Here is a 15,137-nt window from a genome sequence, read left to right as displayed (position 1 = left end):
GGGCCCCGGCGACGCGCGAGGCCCCGCCCGGCGGCAGCCGGGCAGGGCCTCGGTCCGTACGCGACGCCGGACGGATCACCCGGTCGGACAGGTCGGACAGGTCGGACAGGTCGGCCGGACCGCTCGATCAGACGGATCAGACGGATCAGACGGATCAGACGAAGCGGCCGGAGCGGACGAAGCGGCCGGATCAGACGGAGCGGAACGCCAGCGTGACGTTGTGGCCGCCGAAGCCGAAGGAGTTGTTGATCGCGGAGATCGGGCCGTCGGCCGGCAGCTTGCGCGGCTCGCCGCGCACGATGTCCGCGTCCACGTCGTCGTCGAGTTCCTCGATGTTGATCGTCGGCGGGGCCAGCCGGTGGTACAGCGCCAGGACGGTCGCCACGGTCTCGATGCCGCCCGCGCCGCCCAGCAGGTGGCCGGTCATCGACTTGGTGGCGGAGATCGCGATGTGGTCGAGGTCGGCGCCCAGCACCTTGCGCAGCGCCTTCAGCTCGGCCGTGTCACCCTGCGGGGTGGAGGTGGCGTGCGCGTTCAGGTGCACCAGCTCGGCCGGGTCCAGGCCCGTGTTGTCGAGCAGGTTCTGCACCGCGGCGGCGACGCCCCGGCCGGTCGGCTCCGGCTGCGCGATGTGGTGGCTGTCGGCGGACAGACCCTGGCCCAGCACCTCGCAGTAGACCCGGGCGCCCCGCGCGGCGGCGTGCTCCGCGGACTCCAGGACGACGACGCCCGCGCCCTCGCCGAGGACGAAGCCGTCACGGCCCTTGTCGTACGGGCGCGACGCCTGCTCGGGGTGGTCGTTGTTCTTCGACATCGCCATCATGTTGGCGAACGCGGCGATCGGCAGCGGGTGGATCGCCGCCTCGGTGCCGCCCGCGACGACCACGTCGGCACGGCCGGTACGGATCATCTCGACGGCGTAGCCGATGGCCTCGGCGCCGGACGCGCAGGCGCTGACCGGGGTGTGCACGCCCGCCCGCGCGTTGACCTCCAGGCCGACGTTGGCCGAGGGGCCGTTCGGCATGAGCATGGGAACGGTGTGCGGGGAGACCCGGCGCACACCCTTCTCCTTCAGGACGTCGTACTGGTCCAGCAGGGTCGTCACGCCGCCGATGCCCGAGGCGATGACGGTGCCCAGGCGCTCGGGCGCGATGGACGCGTCCTCGCCCGCCGGGGCGGTGTATCCCGCGTCGGCCCACGCCTCGCGGGCCGCGATGACGGCGAACTGGGCCGAACGGTCCAGCTTGCGGGCCAGCGGCCGGGGCAGTACCTCGCCCGGGTCCACGGCGGCGAGGGCGGCGATACGGACCGGAAGTTCGGCGAAACGCTCGCCTTCCAGGGGCTTTACGCCCGAACGGCCGGCGAGCAGACCGTCCCAGGTCGAAGCGCTGTCGCCACCCAGCGGAGTGGTTGCGCCGATACCGGTGACGACCACGGTGCGATTGGTCTGGCTCACAGGAATTCTTTCTCCACGTCTCAGGGGGTGCTGAATTGTCACGGCGCCACCGCCAGGTGGCGACAAACGCTCGTCAGGCTCAGACGGCCTGGTGCTTCAGGATGTAGTTCGCGGCGTCGCCGACCGTCTTGAGGTCCTTGACGTCCTCGTCCGGGATCTTGACGTCGAAGCGCTCTTCGGCGGCGACGACGACCTCGACCATGGACAGCGAGTCGACGTCCAGGTCGTCGGTGAACGACTTCTCCAGCTGGACGTCCTCCTGCGGGATGCCCGCGATCTCGTTGACGATCTCCGCGAGACCTTCGAGGATCTCTTCCTGCGTGGCGGCCATGTGGCGCTCCTTCTCTGGCTGAACTGGCTTTAGCTGACTGGATAAACAGGGCGGGATCTGCACCCCGGCCCTACGGGAGGGTAACGACCGTCGCGGCGTAGACGAGTCCCGCCCCGAAGCCGATGACGAGCGCGGTGTCGCCGCTCTTCGCCGCTCCGGTCGCCAGGAGCCGCTCCATGGCGAGCGGGATCGAGGCGGCCGAGGTGTTGCCGGTGGTCTCCACGTCACGGGCGACCGTGACGTGCTCCGGCAGCTTCAGAGTCTTCACCATCGAGTCGATGATCCGCATGTTTGCCTGGTGCGGGATGAAGACGTCCAGGTCGTCCGCGGTGATCCCGGCGGCGTCGAGCGCCTGCTGGGCCACCTTGGCCATCTCGAAGACGGCCCAGCGGAAGACCGCCTGACCCTCCTGCGTGATGGCCGGAAACTTCTCCCCGCCGTCCTTGCCGAGGTACTCGTCCCAGGGCACGGTCTGCTTGATCGTCTCGGACTTGTCGCCCTCCGAACCCCACACCGTGGGGCCGATGGCCGGCTCGTCCGAAGGGCCGACGACCACGGCACCGGCGCCGTCACCGAAGAGGAAGGCCGTCGCGCGGTCCTTCAGGTCGGTGAGGTCCGAAAGCCGCTCCACGCCGATGACCAGCACGTATTCGGCCGAACCTTCGACGATGAGACCCTTGGCCAGGGTCAGCCCGTACCCGAAACCGGCGCAGCCCGCGGAGATGTCGAACGCGGCGGGCTTGCCCGCGCCGATGCGGTGCGCGATCTCGGTCGCGATGGCCGGGGTCTGCTTGAAGTGCGAGACCGTCGAGACGATCACGGCACCGATCCGCTCCGGCGACACACCGGCGTCGGCCAGGGCCTTGCCCGATGCCTCCACCGACATCGCGGCGACCGTCTCCTGGGGCGAGGCCCAGTGCCGGGTCGCGATGCCGGAACGGGAACGAATCCACTCGTCGGACGAGTCGATCGTCTCCAGGATGACCTCGTTGGGCACCACCCGGATCGGCCGGTAACCGCCGACGCCGAGGATGCGGGCGTACGGGGAACCCTTGGCCGGTTTGATCTTCGACATGCTGTGGGCTCCTTCTCAGGCCGCGTGCCCGGCGATGAGCGCCGCGGCCTTCTCAAGGTCGTCCGGCGTCTTCAGGGCCACGCCCGGCACGCCCTTGAGCGCGCGCTTGGCCAGACCCGTCAGGGTGCCGCCCGGGGAGAGCTCGACGATCCCGGTGACACCGAGCTCGGCGAACCGCTCCATGCACAGGTCCCAGCGGACCGGGTTCGCGACCTGGCCCACCAGGCGGGCGACGACATCGGCGCCCGAGGTGACGACGTGACCGTCCTTGTTCGAGACGTACACCAGCTCCGGGTCGGCGGGATCGAGGGCCTTCGCGGCCGTCTCCAGCTCGGCGACCGCGGGGGCCATGTGGTGCGTGTGGAAGGCGCCCGCGACCTTGAGGGCGACGACCTTCATGGAGCCCTCGGGCTTGTCCTGCGCCAGGGCGTCGAGCTGCTCCATGGTGCCGGCGGCCACGACCTGGCCCGCACCGTTGATGTTGGCCGGGGTCAGCCCCAGCTTCTCCAGGTGGGCGACGACCACGTCACGGTCACCGCCGAGGACCGCGGCCATCCCGGTCGCGGTGACGGCGGCGGCGTCCGCCATCGCCAGCCCACGCGTACGGACGAAGGACAGCGCCTCGGTCTCGGAGATCACACCCGCGTACGCGGCGGCGGTGATCTCACCGACACTGTGGCCCGCGACGGCCCCGAAGGCCGCACGGGAACCCAGCGCGGAGGCCGCCAGCAGACCCGCCGCGACCAGCAGCGGCTGGGCCACGGCCGTGTCACGGATCTCGTCGGCGTCAGCGTTCGTGCCGTAGTGGGCGAGGTCGAGACCGATGGCCTGCGACCACGCCGCGACGCGGTCGGCGGCACCGGGGAGACCGAGCCAGGGAGTCAGGAAGCCGGGCGTCTGAGCGCCTTGGCCGGGAGCGACGAGTACGAGCACCCTCACACTCTCTCTTGTGGACGGCCCCTGGCGCCCGTGGGGACAGGGACGAAGAACCGTCGGGGTAATTGTTGATGTCCGACAAAAGTCTAGGACTGGGGATCGCCGTCGGCCAGACGTCCCAGGATGAGGGCGATCCGCAGCGTGAACGCCGAACGCACATCAGAGGGTGACCAGCCGGTGACGTCGGTCACACGTCGGAGCCGGTAGCGCACCGTGTTCGGGTGGACGAACAGCATCCGCGCCGCCCCTTCGAGACTGCTCGCCTGCTCCAGGTAGACGCTCAACGTCTCCAGCAGGGCCGACCCCGCCTCCTGGAGCGGTCTGTAGATCTCCTCCACCAGCTGCTCCCGGGCAGCGGGGTCCGAGGCGATCGCGCGCTCCGGCAGCAGATCATCCGCCAGCACCGGCCGGGGGGCGTCCTGCCACGCCGTGCACGCCTTCAGACCGGCCGTCGCGGCCTGCGCCGACCGGGTCGCGTTCAGCAGGTCCGGCACGACCGGGCCCGCCACCACCGGACCGGCCGCGAACGGCCCGATCAGGGACTTGGCCACCTGGATCGGGTTGTCGCTGCCCCCCGCGATGACCACCAGGCGGTCCCCGAGGACCCCGGTGAGGACCTGGAGCTTGTGGTGGCGGGCCGCGCGCCGGATCGCCTCGACCGTCAGCTCGCTGTCCCCCTCCGGCGCGGTGCCCAGGACCACGCACACGTACTCCGGCGAGTTCCAGCCGAGCGCCGCCGCCCGCGACAGCGCGCCCTCGTCGGCCTCGCCCGACAGCACCGCGTTGACGACGAGGGACTCCAGCCGGGCGTCCCACGCCCCCCGCGCCTCGGCGGCCTGCGCGTACACCTGGGCCGTCGCGAACGCGATCTCCCGGGCGTACACGAGCAGCGCCTCCCGCAGGATCGACTCGTCGCCCGGGGCCGCCACCTCCTCGATCGCGGTCTCCATGACCTCGATCGTGGTGCGGACCATCTCGACGGTCTGGCGCAGGGTGATCGCCCGGGTCAGCTCGCGCGGAGCCGTCCCGAAGACGTCGGTGGAGATCGCCTGCGGGGCCTCCGGGTGCCGGAACCACTCCGTGAAGGCGGCGATGCCGGCCTGCGCGACCAGGCCGATCCAGGACCGGTTCTCCGGGGGCATCGCCCGGTACCACGGCAGGGTCTCGTCCATGCGCGCGATGGCGTTGGCGGCGAGCCTGCCGGAGGACTTCTCCAGCCGGCGCAGCGTCGCGGAGTGCGGATGGGCGGGCGCGGAATGCGCGGCGTGTGGCGCGGGGCGATGCTCACGTTCGGGTTGGGGCACGGGACAAGACTGCCTTATCGGGGCGCCGGCGCGGAGTCCGGTCCGGGGCCCGGGGGCTACCGTGGGCACCATGATCGATGTACGCCGTGCCGCCGACCGCTACGAGGGCGGTGACCCCGCCGCCGGGATCACCACCCGGCACGCCTTCTCCTTCGGGCACTTCTACGACCCGGACAACCTCCGCTTCGGCCCGGTCCTGGCCTGCAACGAGGAGGGGATCGCCCCGGGCGCCGGGTTCGACGAGCACCCGCACAGCCACACCGAGATCGTGACCTGGGTGATCGAGGGCGAACTCACCCACCGGGACTCCACCGGCAGGACCACCCTGGTCCGGGCCGGGGACGTCCAGCGCCTGGGCGCCGGTTCAGGGGCCCGCCACGTGGAGCGCAACGACGGCGACCGCCCGCTGCGCTTCGTACAGACCTGGCTCGCGCCGCTCGCCGAGGGCGGGGAGCCCACGTACGAGCTGGTCAGGAACGTCGCCGACGGCACGCCGTACGAGGTCCCGGCGGCCGGGGCCGTGCTGCGCGTGCGGCGGCCCGGCGCGGGCGAGCGGGTCGCCGTACCGGCGGCGGAGCGGGTCTACCTGCACGTGGTCCGCGGGGACCTGCGGCTGGACGGCGAGGAACTCGGCCCCGGTGACGCGGCGCGGATCACCGGGGAGAAGGCGCTGGAGATCATCGCCGGGTCCCCGGGCGAGCTGCTGATCTGGGAACTGCCCGCCGGTCCTTGAGGCCGCCGGTCCTTGAGGCCGCCGGCCCTCGGGTCCGACCGCCCTCGGGTCCGACCGCGCTCAGGGGCGTGACCGGGGGGCGTCGAGTTCGGCCAGGACCGCGTCCGTGAACGGGGTCCAGGCCGCTACGGCCCACGGGCCGAAGGCGCGGTCGGTCAGGGCCACGCACGCGGCCCGCGCGTCCGGGTCCACCCACAGGAAGGTCCCGGACTGCCCGAAGTGCCCGAAGGTACGGGGCGAGGAACGGGTGCCCGTCCAGTGCGGGGACTTGCCGCCCCGGATCTCCAGGCCGAGCCCCCAGTCGTTGGGGGACTGGTGCCCGTAGCCCGGGAGCACGCCCTTGAGCCCCGGGTGCACGACGGCGGTGGCCTCGGCGACCGTACGGACGTCGAGCAGCCGGGGCGCCTGGAGCTCGGCGGCGAACCGGACCAGGTCCGCGACGGTGGAGACGCCGTCCCTGGCCGGCGAGCCCGTCAGGACGGTCGCGGTCATGCCCAGCGGCTCACAGACCGCCTGGTGCAGGTAATCGCCGAAGGGGATGCCGGTGGCCTTGGCGATGTGGTCGCCGAGGACCTCGAAACCGGCGTTCGAGTACAGCCGCCGCTGCCGGGGCTCCGCCGCCGCCCGGTGCTCGTCGAAGGCCAGCCCGCTGGTGTGCGCGAGGAGGTCGCGGACCGTCGCCCCCGGCGGACCGGCCGGCTCGTCCAGCTCGATCGCCCCCTCCTCGTACGCGACGAGGGCCGCGTACGCGGTGAGCGGCTTGGTGACCGAGGCCAGCGGGAAACGGTGCCCGAGCGGCCCGTGGGAACCGGCCAGGCTCCCGTCCGCGCGCACGACGGCCGCCGCGGCGGTCCCCACCGGCCAGTTCTCGATGATCCGCAGGCTTTCCAGGGTCTCCACGCTGTCCATGGCGCCGAGCCTACTTGCCTGGAGTGCACTCCAGGGTTCTAGCGTGGAGTCATGAGCCCGACGCAGACGCGGTACACGATCAGCGAGGTCGCGGCCCGGACCGGTCTGACCCAGCACACCCTGCGCTGGTACGAACGGATCGGCCTGATGCCGCACGTGGACCGCTCCCACTCGGGCCAGCGCCGGTTCAGCGAGCGCGACCTCGACTGGCTCGCCTTCGTCGGCAAGCTGCGCGCCACCGGAATGTCGGTGGCGGACATGGTCCGGTACGCGGAACTGGTCAGGGAGGGCGAGCACACCGTCGCGCAACGGCGCGAACTGCTGGAACGGACACGGCACGACGTACGGGCGCGGATCACGGAACTGAACGACGCGCTCGCCGTGCTGGACCACAAGATCGGGATGTACGCGATGAACGCGGTCGCGGGGAAGGCGAAGTCATGACGGAGAACGGCACCACCCCACTGCGACGCACCGCACTCGGCAAGGACGGCCCCCAGGTGGGCGTCCAGGGCCTGGGCTGCATGGGCATCAGCGAGTTCTACGGGAAGACGGACGAAGCGGCGGCCCGGGAGACCCTGGAGGCGGCCCTCGCCGCCGGGGTCACCCTCTTCGACACCGCGGACATCTACGGGCGGGGCCGCAACGAGGAGTTCCTCGCCCCGTTCGTCGCCGCGCACCGGGACGAGATCACCCTGGCGACGAAGTTCGCCATCGAGCGCACCGACGACCCGCAGTACCGGGCCGTCCGCAACGACCGCGCGTACATCCGCCGGGCCGTCGAGGGCAGCCTGCGGCGGCTCGGGACCGAGGTCATCGACCTGTACTACATGCACCGGCACGACCCGGCCGTGCCCTTCGCCGAGTCGGTGGGCGCCATGGCGGAGCTGGTGCGGGAGGGCAAGGTGCGCCACCTGGGGCTCAGCGAGGTGACCGGCGCGGAGCTGCGCGAGGCGTACGCGGTGCACCCGGTCACGGCGCTCCAGTCGGAGTGGTCGCTGTTCAGCCGGGACGTGGAGCGCAGCGCGGTGGGCGCGGCGGCCGAGCTGGGCGTGGCCTTCGTGCCCTACTCCCCGCTCGGGCGCGGGTTCCTGACGGGCGCGTTCGCCGACGCGGGCAAGGAGCTGGCGGCCGACGACTTCCGGCGCTACCAGCCCCGGTTCACGGGCGACAACGCGAAGGCCAACGCGGCGCTGCTGGCCCCGGTCCGCGAGATCGCCGAGGCGCACGGGGCGAGCCCGGCGCAGATCGCCCTGGCCTGGGTGCAGCAGCGGGCGGCGGTGCACGGGCTGACGGTGGTCCCGATCCCGGGCACCCGCAGGCCGGAGCGGGTGGCGGAGAACACGGCGGCGACGAGGATCACGCTGACGGACGCGGAGCTGGCGCGGCTGGAGCCGATCGCCGGGCGGGTCGCGGGGGACCGCTACCCGGACATGAGCCTCACCTCGGTGGCCCGCGAGCACTGACGCGAGGGCGGACCGGGACACCTCCGCGAGGCCCTGGCCCCCGGCCCCCGGCCCCCGGCCCCCGGGTCGGGGGCCGGCCGGGGCCTGGTGTCAGCGGCCCTCGGCGGCGAAACGGTCCCGCAGCGCCGTGTACTCGGCATCGGTCAGCAGACCGGCGCCGTGCAGCTCGCCCAGGTGCCGCAGCCGGTCGCCGGAGACCCGCAGCGGGGGCACGGAGCCCACGGCGCCCACGGCGGCGACGGGTGCGCGCCCGCGCAGTGCGGCGAGCACGGACGCGGCGAACGGCAGCGACTCGTGCATCGCCCCGTACCCCACGCCGTACCCCGTCCCGAAGACCGCCGTCGCCAGGTCGTGGTCCGGGCGGGGATCGCCGGGGGTGTCCCGGGGGAGCAGCCGCAGATGGCCGCCGGGGCCGGGGCCGTCCGGGGAGACCCACTCGACGCCCGTGAACGCGGCCAGCGGGTAACGCTGGTCACCCGCCCGCCACTTGGTGCCGGTGGCCCCCGTCCGGGACCAGCGGAAGGTGACCGCCGAGCCGTCGAAACCCACCCGCGCGTCGTACGCCTTCAGGCGGACCGGCGGCCGGGGCGCCTCGACGAGGAAGCGCCCGGCCGGTTCGGCGGCCTCCGGCCCGAGCCGGTCGCGCAGGGCCCCGGCGAAGGCGTCGGCGTGCGGCGCCCGCCCCCCCGGCAGCACCAGCCGGTACGGGTCGCAGGAGTCCTTCAGCTGCCCGGCCGCCGCCTCCATCAGCGGATCGGCGCCCGGCCGCGGGACGGCACGCAGCACCACCGTGTCCCGCTTCCCCCCGGTCACGCTCACCCCGGACAGCGCTTCGAGAGGCACCCGCCGCGCACCGAGGGCATGCCAGAGCCGTGGCGTCCGCATCCCCCGAGCGAAGCGGATGAGCACCGATTCCGTATCGGAGTCGAACTCCCAGACGGCATGGTTTCCGGCCAGTACGTCACCCATGCGGCACATCGTAAAGGGAGGCGCCCCCGCGCGTCCCCCTCGTTGCGAAGCCCATTTCGCGGGGTGAGGCGGATGCCGGGCCCCGGGAAGGCCGCCGAAGTCCGGGCGATTTCCCGTCAGTTCTCCTCCAGGCCGAAGATCCCGTGGCGGCAGCCGTGGTCCCCGTCCGCGCAGACGACGGAGGTGAACGCGCCGGTCCCGATCCTGGCGAAGTTCTCCAGCGACCCGGTGCCTGGCTCGAAATAGCCCGTATGGTTCCTGGCCCCGGCCGAGGACAGCAGCCGCGCGCCGAACGCCGGGGAGACCGGATCGGCCCCGTGTCCCAGCCCGCCGACCTCCAGGTGGGGTACGTCCGCGATCCAGTCGCCCTCGTCCCGCGTGGCCCACACCCGGGCCCGGGTGCCCAGCGCGGCGACGCTGTGCGCCCGCATCCCCGGACTCCCCGCCACCACCACGTCCGTCACCCGCCCGGGCAGCGCGTGCGCGGCGACCCCGCACACCACCGACCCGTAGCTGTGGCAGAACAGCGCCACGCTCGCGTCCCCGGGCAGGGCCGCGGTGAGGGACTCCAGCCGGGCGGCGCCGTCGAAGGCCAGCCGGCCGGTGGCCGCGTCCATGCCGACCCCGGCGGGCGCGGTGTAGCCGGCCCAGGCGACGACCGCCGTCCGGCTCTCGGGGGCACTCGCGCGCTGGGCCCCGTACAGGGCCCGCGCCATGCCGGCCGGGGCGGTCAGGCGGCGCTGGGTGCGCTCGAAGGTGATCAGGTCGGTGTCGACGCCGGGGACGACCACCGAGACCCGGCGGGCCCGGTCCAGGTCGCCGAAGACCTCGGCGACGAGCCCGCCCCCGGTGGGGTCGAAGGCCAGGATCTGCCGGCCGGGCGCGGCGAGCGAGGCGAAGCGGTGGGCGCGGCGGGCGGCCGTGGCCCGGTCGGCGGGGGTCAGGGCGACGTCGTGGGCGCGGGCGTTCTCGGCGCGCCCGGCCCGTTCCAGGCCGACCAGGTTGGCCCGGTAGCGGACCGGCGCGGGGACCCCGTCGAGGTTGCCGACGACGAAGGGGTGGCCGTCGGCGAGCCGGGCCCGCCGGTCGGCGTCGAGGCCGGCGAAGAAGCGGGCCACCGTCCGTACGGGGGCGTCCGCGCGCGGCACCGGCCGGCCGTCGACCCGGGCCTTCGCCCAGGCGGCGAGGGCGGCGGTCCGCAGCGGGACACCGCTCTCGGGCCGGTGCACGGCCGTCCAGCCGGTGGTCGCCAGCATGAGGAGGACCACCGCGAGCACGAGCAGGGTGCGCCGGGCGGCCGGACGCGGGACGGTGCCGGTGGTGGTGCCGGTGGTGGTGCCGGTGGTGGTGAGGGGGGCGGGGCCGGGCAGGTTCACCGGGCCAGGGTAGGAGAAGGGCCCCGGCCTGCAGGCGTGGGGTGAGCGGGGTCACGGCGGGCGCGTCCGGGGCGGGCCGCAGGTGGGGGCGGGGCCCGGACGCGCCCCGCCCCGTTCTCGCGCCGGGCGGGTCACGGCCCGCCCTGACGGCCCGTCGGCGGCGCCGCGCCGGGCGGTCCGCCCCCGCGCCGCCGGACGTCCCGTCAGCGCCCGGGTGCCGGAGGAGCGTCGGACCCGGACCGTGGCAGGGGCCGGGTGTGGCCGGGGCGTGGCCGGGGCGCGGTGGGCGCCGGGCCGGTCCGGTCGCGGTGGGCCGAGATCACCCGCCGGACCACGGCCACGCCGGTGTCCGCGCCCCGCCCCCAGGGCCGGGCGGTGACCCGCATCACACCGCAGGGCGCGGCGACGCCCCCCGGGGCCACGGACCGGCCTCCAGGTCCGGGCCCTCACGGTCGGCGACCGTGAGGGAGGTCCGTCCCTCCCGCCCGTCCGGGCGTCCCGGAACCGGTCCGCGCGGGCGGTCGGCGAGGCCGCGCGCGACACGTTCGTGTCCGCCATGGTCCCCGCCGCCGTCGTGTCCCGCTTCACCCAGGGCGACGGGAACACCACCGCGCGGGCGTGCGCAGGCTCGCGGAGGCGTCAATTCCGTACGTACGACAGTCCCGCCGGAGGGTTCCGGCGGGACTGTCGCCTATCAGGGTGGACCCGCCCGCTGCCTCTTCCGTCCGGACGTCTTCGCAGGTCAGCGTGGTGCCAAGGGAGTTCCGGAAACGGTCCGGGGCCCCTTCGTCCACAAGGAGACGAACCGTCATGCGTACGTGGAGCACCTTTTTCGCCGTGACCGCCCTGGCCGCCGCCGCCCTCCTGCCCACCTCCTCCCCGGCCGCCCACGCCGCCGCCGGCCGGGCTCCCGCCGGGCCCTGTGCGGCCGGACAGCTGTGCCTGTGGGCGAAACCGGACTTCCAGGGGACCCGGCACGTCCACGAGCTCTCCACCCTGGAGATCAACAGCTGCACCGCACTGCCTGCGGGCAAGAGCGCCCAGGCCCTCGTCAACCGCACCGGCCGCCCGGTGACCACCTACCAGTCGGCGGAGTGCGCCGAGACCGGAGAGTTCCAGACCTACCCCGGCGACGGCGTCCAGCTCCCCCAGTCGCCCTACCAGATCCGGGCGTTCAAGGTGTGGGAGAACTAGGCCGTCCTAGGCTGAGCCGCCCGTACGCCCGTCCCCCGCCGGGCAGGGGCTCCCGACGCGCACCCCGCTCCGCGCCGGGACCCCGCCCGCACCACCCGCCGCTACCGTGTCGGCCGTCACCACCGCACCGGCGTCCGGACCGGCCGTCGCTCCGCTCAGCCGCGCGATCTCGGCGCGCAGTGCCCTTACCTCCCCGGCCAGTTCGGTGATCGCGGCGGTCTGTGCCCGTTCCACCCGGTCGTCGCGCTCGAAACGGGAGACGAACCAGGCCGCGATGTTGGCGGTGACCACACCGAGCAGGGCGATCCCTGACAGCATCAGACCGACCGCGAGCACCCGGCCGAGCCCGGTGGTGGGGGAGTGGTCCCCGTACCCGACCGTCGTCATCGTGGTGAAGCTCCACCACACCGCGTCGCCGAGGTTGCGGATGTTGCCTTCCGGGGCGTCCCGTTCCACGCTCAGTACCGCCAGCGAGCCGAACATCATCAGCCCGACCACCGCACCCGCCACGTACGTCGTCAGCCGGATCTGCGGCGCCATCCGGGCCCGCCGCCCCACCAGCAGCAGGGTCGACACCACCCGCAGCAGCCGCAGCGGCTGGACGAGCGGCAGTACCACCGCGATCAGGTCCAGCCAGTGGGTCCGTACGAAGACCTTCCGGGCCGGGGACAGGGCCAGCCGGACGAGGTAGTCACCGGCGAAGGCCCCCCACACCGCCCACTCGGTCAGCGTGCAGGCCCGGTGTACGGGCTCCCGCGCGTCGGGGACGACGATGGGCACGGCGTACGCGACGGCGAAGGCCATGGCGCACAGGAACAGCGGGATCTGACTCCGCCGCTCCCACCGCTCCTGCCTGGAGGGTTCCTTCATGCGGAGCATCGTAAGGAGTGCGCCGGGCACGCCGTGCCCCCGGCGGCTGCCGCCTGACGTGCGAAGACCCCGCCACGGCGAGGCGCGCGCGGCGGGGTCCCGTGGGTCGCGGCCTCAGACGGCTCCGAGCGTGCCCGCCTTGACGCTCGCGGTGAACGAGGCGAAGGCGGCGGCGGGGAAGGCGAGCACCGGCCCGCTCGGGTCCTTGGAGTCACGGACCGGGACCACGCCGGTAGCGGCCACGTTCGACGGGGCCCACTCGACGCAGGTACCGCCACCGCCGCTGTAACTGGACTTGACCCAACGGAAGGAGGGGGATTCGGTCGTCACGGGGTGCCCTTTCGTAACTGGCGGATCATGGCCACGGATGCCGCTCGGGGCAGAGCTTCCACTCAGACGGAGCCGGCGGTGCCTGCCTTGATGCTCGCCGTGAACGACGCGAACGCGGCGGAGCGGAAGATCAGTGCGGGGCCGTGGAGGTCCTTGGAGTCACGGACGGGAACCACGCCCGGGTAGTCGGGCGAGACCTCTACACACGACCCGCCGTTGTCGCTGTGAGAAGACTTGAACCAAGAAGCGCCGGTCAGGTCAACGTCGGTCATGGGAACAGTTCCTTCCGTACTGTGCGGATCATTGCCACGGATGCCGCTCGGGGCAGAGCTTCCGCTCAGACGGAGCCGGCGGTGCCTGCCTTGATGCTCGCCGTGAACGACGCGAACGCGGCGGAGCGGAAGATCAGCGCGGGGCCGTGGGGGTCCTTGGAGTCACGGACGGGGACCACGCCGCGCGGCGCGACGAGGTTGACGGCAACCTCGACGCACTGGCCGCCGTTGCTGCTGTAGGAGGAGGTGAACCAACGGGGGGATTCGGTCGTCACGGGGTGCCCTTTCGTAACTGTTTGATCATGGCCACAGATGCCGCTTGGGAGAGCGATTCAGCCTGTAGCTGATGGTAGGCCGTCAACAGGGGCTGTACGAACCTCATATCGCGTTCCAGTCGCCCTTGTTGTGCGGACTCGGCATAGGCGATGTGGGACCTGTCGGTGAGGGTCAACAGCGTTACCGGTAGATCGAATGCCCGCCGTTCGCCGAGGTCGTATGGCGCCACCTGGAAGACCGTAGAGGGCAGCTCCGCGAACGCTGCGAGCCGGTCCACTTGTGCCGCCATGACTTTGGGGCCACCCACTGGCCGCCGTATGCAGCTCTCGTCCAGAACCGCGTAGACCAGTGGTGTGGGAGCCCCCTCCAGGGATGCCTGCCGCCGCGCAAGGAGAGTCAACCGTTCCTCCGCTTGCTGCTCCGTGATTGCTCCCCGACGCACAGCGCCTGCAGCCATGGCAGCGGCATACTCCGGGGTCTGCAGCAACCCTGGGACGATCCCCAGCTCAAAGAGCCTGATCTCCGCTGCGCGCACCTCATGCGCAACGTATTCCGGAAAACCTTCCAGCAGCGCCGTATGGCGAACGGCTTGGCCCTGCCGTTCGAGTCTGTCTCCAGTGCCGAACACTCGGTCAGCACTTGCTGAGAAACGGCGAGTTGGAGCCCTTCGACCAGTTTCCACGGCAGAAATATGCGCCCCGGAGCACCCCATGCGCTCCGCCAGCTCGTCCTGTGTCCAGCCGCGTTCATCCCGCAGGCTGCGAAGTCGTGCCCCGAACGCCGCACGCGGCGACCGCTCGGGGTCCAGTTCCTTTCGGTTCACCATCTGACACCTAACTCGCCTGTCAATCTCCGCCAGTTGAAGACATCCCGACTCTAGACCACGCTGGGCACCCCCGGTAGCGGTATGGCTACGGAGAGGGATGGTCGGTGTCTTGTGGGAGGTCTGATGGCTGAGTACAGGCGTGGTCGGGGTGGGGCGGTGCTGCTGGCGCGGGGGTGGCCGGAGCATCGGTCGGAGGGGGATCTTCTGGCGCGGCTGGCGGTGCTGTTCTCGTCCGGGCATCGTCTCGCGGAGCGGGTGTTCGGTGAGGGGTACGAGGCGCGGTTGCCGGTCCTCGCCGCCCCAGACCCGGCCCCGGCCCCGGCTTCGGCCCCGGTTCTGACCCGGGCGTTCGGCGGGGGTGTCAGGTGAGTGCGGTCAAGGCGGTGTGGCTGCCGGGGTGGGTGCCGGAATCCGGTATCGGACTGTGTGAGGCCGGGGTGGACTTCGATGCGGTGCGGGTGGAGGGCCGTGCGGGTGGGGAGGTGGTGGCGGTGCTGCGCCGTCTGACGGCTGATGCTCCTGGTCCGGTGCTGTCGGAGTACGGCGGGCGCTGGTTCTACTTCCTCGTGGCACCGAGAACGGCGCGGCGGTTGAGCTGGCCGAAGTGGGTGTCGCTCTGTGTCGCGCGGGAGGGCGAGACCACCTACGTCGGGGTGCCCGCTCCGTCCGGTGCCACGGGGTCGCTCCAGTGGCTCACCCCGCCCACACCGGAACGCCCGTACGTGTGCGCGTACCTGCTGGAACGGGTCGTGAAGGAGACCGGCCACGAGGCCTCCGACCTCCCGTGACCTCCCGTGACCTTCCATGATCTCCC

The 15,137-nt window shown here is 72.7% G+C and carries 18 protein-coding genes; 5 read left to right on the top strand and 13 right to left on the bottom strand.

The window, feature by feature from the left end; translation table 11 throughout:
• Nucleotides 1-190: 190 nt before the first annotated feature.
• From ACIA5F_RS09025 to ACIA5F_RS09005, 5 genes are all read right to left on the bottom strand, one after another.
• Nucleotides 191-1,456, bottom strand: a complete 1,266-nt coding sequence (locus tag ACIA5F_RS09025) for a beta-ketoacyl-[acyl-carrier-protein] synthase family protein (RefSeq protein ID WP_399350738.1) — start codon at nucleotides 1,454-1,456, stop codon at nucleotides 191-193.
• A 79-nt stretch (nucleotides 1,457-1,535) separates the two neighbouring features.
• Nucleotides 1,536-1,787, bottom strand: coding sequence for an acyl carrier protein (locus ACIA5F_RS09020; RefSeq protein WP_399350737.1), 252 nt, complete (start codon nucleotides 1,785-1,787; stop codon nucleotides 1,536-1,538).
• 70 nt (nucleotides 1,788-1,857) lie between these two features.
• Entirely contained in the window at nucleotides 1,858-2,862 is a 1,005-nt protein-coding gene (locus ACIA5F_RS09015; RefSeq protein WP_399350734.1) for a ketoacyl-ACP synthase III, read from the bottom strand.
• Nucleotides 2,863-2,877: 15 nt separating this feature from the next.
• Nucleotides 2,878-3,795, bottom strand: coding sequence for an ACP S-malonyltransferase (locus tag ACIA5F_RS09010; protein WP_399350732.1), 918 nt, complete (start codon nucleotides 3,793-3,795; stop codon nucleotides 2,878-2,880).
• 89 nt (nucleotides 3,796-3,884) lie between these two features.
• Entirely contained in the window at nucleotides 3,885-5,102 is a 1,218-nt protein-coding gene (locus tag ACIA5F_RS09005; RefSeq protein WP_399350730.1) for a PucR family transcriptional regulator, read from the bottom strand.
• Between the two features lie 70 nt (nucleotides 5,103-5,172).
• On the opposite strand from ACIA5F_RS09005, the gene ACIA5F_RS09000 reads away from it, so the two are divergent.
• On the top strand, nucleotides 5,173-5,835 hold the full coding sequence (locus ACIA5F_RS09000) for a pirin family protein (protein WP_399350728.1): 663 nt from the start codon (nucleotides 5,173-5,175) through the stop codon (nucleotides 5,833-5,835).
• Between the two features lie 60 nt (nucleotides 5,836-5,895).
• Here ACIA5F_RS09000 and ACIA5F_RS08995 read toward each other — a convergent pair whose 3' ends face one another.
• Entirely contained in the window at nucleotides 5,896-6,726 is an 831-nt protein-coding gene (locus ACIA5F_RS08995; RefSeq protein WP_399350806.1) for a serine hydrolase domain-containing protein, read from the bottom strand.
• A 69-nt stretch (nucleotides 6,727-6,795) separates the two neighbouring features.
• On the opposite strand from ACIA5F_RS08995, the gene ACIA5F_RS08990 reads away from it, so the two are divergent.
• Complete coding sequence (locus tag ACIA5F_RS08990) at nucleotides 6,796-7,188, top strand: MerR family transcriptional regulator (RefSeq protein WP_399350726.1); 393 nt, start codon at nucleotides 6,796-6,798, stop codon at nucleotides 7,186-7,188.
• On the top strand, nucleotides 7,185-8,210 hold the full coding sequence (locus ACIA5F_RS08985) for an aldo/keto reductase (protein ID WP_399350724.1): 1,026 nt from the start codon (nucleotides 7,185-7,187) through the stop codon (nucleotides 8,208-8,210). Before ACIA5F_RS08990 ends, ACIA5F_RS08985 begins: the two co-directional genes overlap by 4 nt.
• A 90-nt stretch (nucleotides 8,211-8,300) precedes the next feature.
• Here the strand turns inward: ACIA5F_RS08985 and ACIA5F_RS08980 are convergent, their stop codons facing one another.
• Both ACIA5F_RS08980 and ACIA5F_RS08975 read right to left on the bottom strand, forming a co-directional pair.
• Nucleotides 8,301-9,188 carry a DUF4429 domain-containing protein gene (locus ACIA5F_RS08980; RefSeq protein ID WP_399350721.1) on the bottom strand — a complete coding sequence of 296 codons (888 nt, stop codon included), beginning with the start codon at nucleotides 9,186-9,188 and terminating at the stop codon, nucleotides 8,301-8,303.
• A gap of 107 nt (nucleotides 9,189-9,295) precedes the next feature.
• Nucleotides 9,296-10,447 carry an alpha/beta hydrolase gene (locus tag ACIA5F_RS08975; protein WP_399350804.1) on the bottom strand — a complete coding sequence of 384 codons (1,152 nt, stop codon included), beginning with the start codon at nucleotides 10,445-10,447 and terminating at the stop codon, nucleotides 9,296-9,298.
• A 918-nt stretch (nucleotides 10,448-11,365) separates the two neighbouring features.
• Here ACIA5F_RS08975 and ACIA5F_RS08970 point away from each other — a divergent pair.
• Nucleotides 11,366-11,749, top strand: coding sequence for a peptidase inhibitor family I36 protein (locus ACIA5F_RS08970; RefSeq protein WP_399350719.1), 384 nt, complete (start codon nucleotides 11,366-11,368; stop codon nucleotides 11,747-11,749).
• A gap of 6 nt (nucleotides 11,750-11,755) precedes the next feature.
• Here ACIA5F_RS08970 and ACIA5F_RS08965 read toward each other — a convergent pair whose 3' ends face one another.
• From ACIA5F_RS08965 to ACIA5F_RS08945, 5 genes are all read right to left on the bottom strand, one after another.
• Nucleotides 11,756-12,619: a potassium channel family protein gene (locus tag ACIA5F_RS08965; RefSeq protein ID WP_399350717.1), complete on the bottom strand. Its 864-nt coding sequence runs from the start codon at nucleotides 12,617-12,619 to the stop codon at nucleotides 11,756-11,758.
• Nucleotides 12,620-12,733: 114 nt separating this feature from the next.
• Nucleotides 12,734-12,949, bottom strand: coding sequence for a DUF397 domain-containing protein (locus ACIA5F_RS08960; protein WP_399350715.1), 216 nt, complete (start codon nucleotides 12,947-12,949; stop codon nucleotides 12,734-12,736).
• A gap of 62 nt (nucleotides 12,950-13,011) precedes the next feature.
• The gene (locus ACIA5F_RS08955) at nucleotides 13,012-13,221 is read right to left on the bottom strand and encodes a DUF397 domain-containing protein (protein WP_399350713.1); all 210 of its coding nucleotides are present in this window, start codon (nucleotides 13,219-13,221) and stop codon (nucleotides 13,012-13,014) included.
• 65 nt (nucleotides 13,222-13,286) lie between these two features.
• Nucleotides 13,287-13,496, bottom strand: a complete 210-nt coding sequence (locus tag ACIA5F_RS08950; RefSeq protein ID WP_399350711.1) for a DUF397 domain-containing protein — start codon at nucleotides 13,494-13,496, stop codon at nucleotides 13,287-13,289.
• Complete coding sequence (locus tag ACIA5F_RS08945) at nucleotides 13,493-14,323, bottom strand: helix-turn-helix domain-containing protein (RefSeq protein ID WP_399350709.1); 831 nt, start codon at nucleotides 14,321-14,323, stop codon at nucleotides 13,493-13,495. Before ACIA5F_RS08945 ends, ACIA5F_RS08950 begins: the two co-directional genes overlap by 4 nt.
• A 365-nt stretch (nucleotides 14,324-14,688) precedes the next feature.
• Between ACIA5F_RS08945 and ACIA5F_RS08940 the strand changes: the two genes are divergently transcribed.
• Nucleotides 14,689-15,111 carry a hypothetical protein gene (locus ACIA5F_RS08940; RefSeq protein WP_399350707.1) on the top strand — a complete coding sequence of 141 codons (423 nt, stop codon included), beginning with the start codon at nucleotides 14,689-14,691 and terminating at the stop codon, nucleotides 15,109-15,111.
• The last annotated feature ends 26 nt before the right edge of the window (nucleotides 15,112-15,137 follow it).

Source organism: Streptomyces sp. NPDC051567 (genome assembly GCF_044454165.1).
In the GTDB taxonomy this organism is placed as follows: domain Bacteria; phylum Actinomycetota; class Actinomycetes; order Streptomycetales; family Streptomycetaceae; genus Streptomyces.
Note: the sequence above shows the minus strand (reverse complement) of the source record. Positions and strands in the feature narration are given on the sequence as shown.

What these genes read in the sequence shown, in the direction of transcription:
- ACIA5F_RS09020 (WP_399350737.1), bottom strand. Translation starts at nt 1,787, where the DNA reads ATGGCCGCCACGCAGGAAGAGATCCTCGAAGGTCTCGCGGAGATCGTC.
- ACIA5F_RS09015 (WP_399350734.1), bottom strand. Translation starts at nt 2,862, where the DNA reads ATGTCGAAGATCAAACCGGCCAAGGGTTCCCCGTACGCCCGCATCCTC.
- ACIA5F_RS09000 (WP_399350728.1), top strand. Translation starts at nt 5,173, where the DNA reads ATGATCGATGTACGCCGTGCCGCCGACCGCTACGAGGGCGGTGACCCC.
- ACIA5F_RS08990 (WP_399350726.1), top strand. Translation starts at nt 6,796, where the DNA reads ATGAGCCCGACGCAGACGCGGTACACGATCAGCGAGGTCGCGGCCCGG.
- ACIA5F_RS08985 (WP_399350724.1), top strand. Translation starts at nt 7,185, where the DNA reads ATGACGGAGAACGGCACCACCCCACTGCGACGCACCGCACTCGGCAAG.
- ACIA5F_RS08980 (WP_399350721.1), bottom strand. Translation starts at nt 9,188, where the DNA reads ATGTGCCGCATGGGTGACGTACTGGCCGGAAACCATGCCGTCTGGGAG.
- ACIA5F_RS08970 (WP_399350719.1), top strand. Translation starts at nt 11,366, where the DNA reads ATGCGTACGTGGAGCACCTTTTTCGCCGTGACCGCCCTGGCCGCCGCC.
- ACIA5F_RS08965 (WP_399350717.1), bottom strand. Translation starts at nt 12,619, where the DNA reads ATGAAGGAACCCTCCAGGCAGGAGCGGTGGGAGCGGCGGAGTCAGATC.
- ACIA5F_RS08955 (WP_399350713.1), bottom strand. Translation starts at nt 13,221, where the DNA reads ATGACCGACGTTGACCTGACCGGCGCTTCTTGGTTCAAGTCTTCTCAC.
- ACIA5F_RS08945 (WP_399350709.1), bottom strand. Translation starts at nt 14,323, where the DNA reads ATGGTGAACCGAAAGGAACTGGACCCCGAGCGGTCGCCGCGTGCGGCG.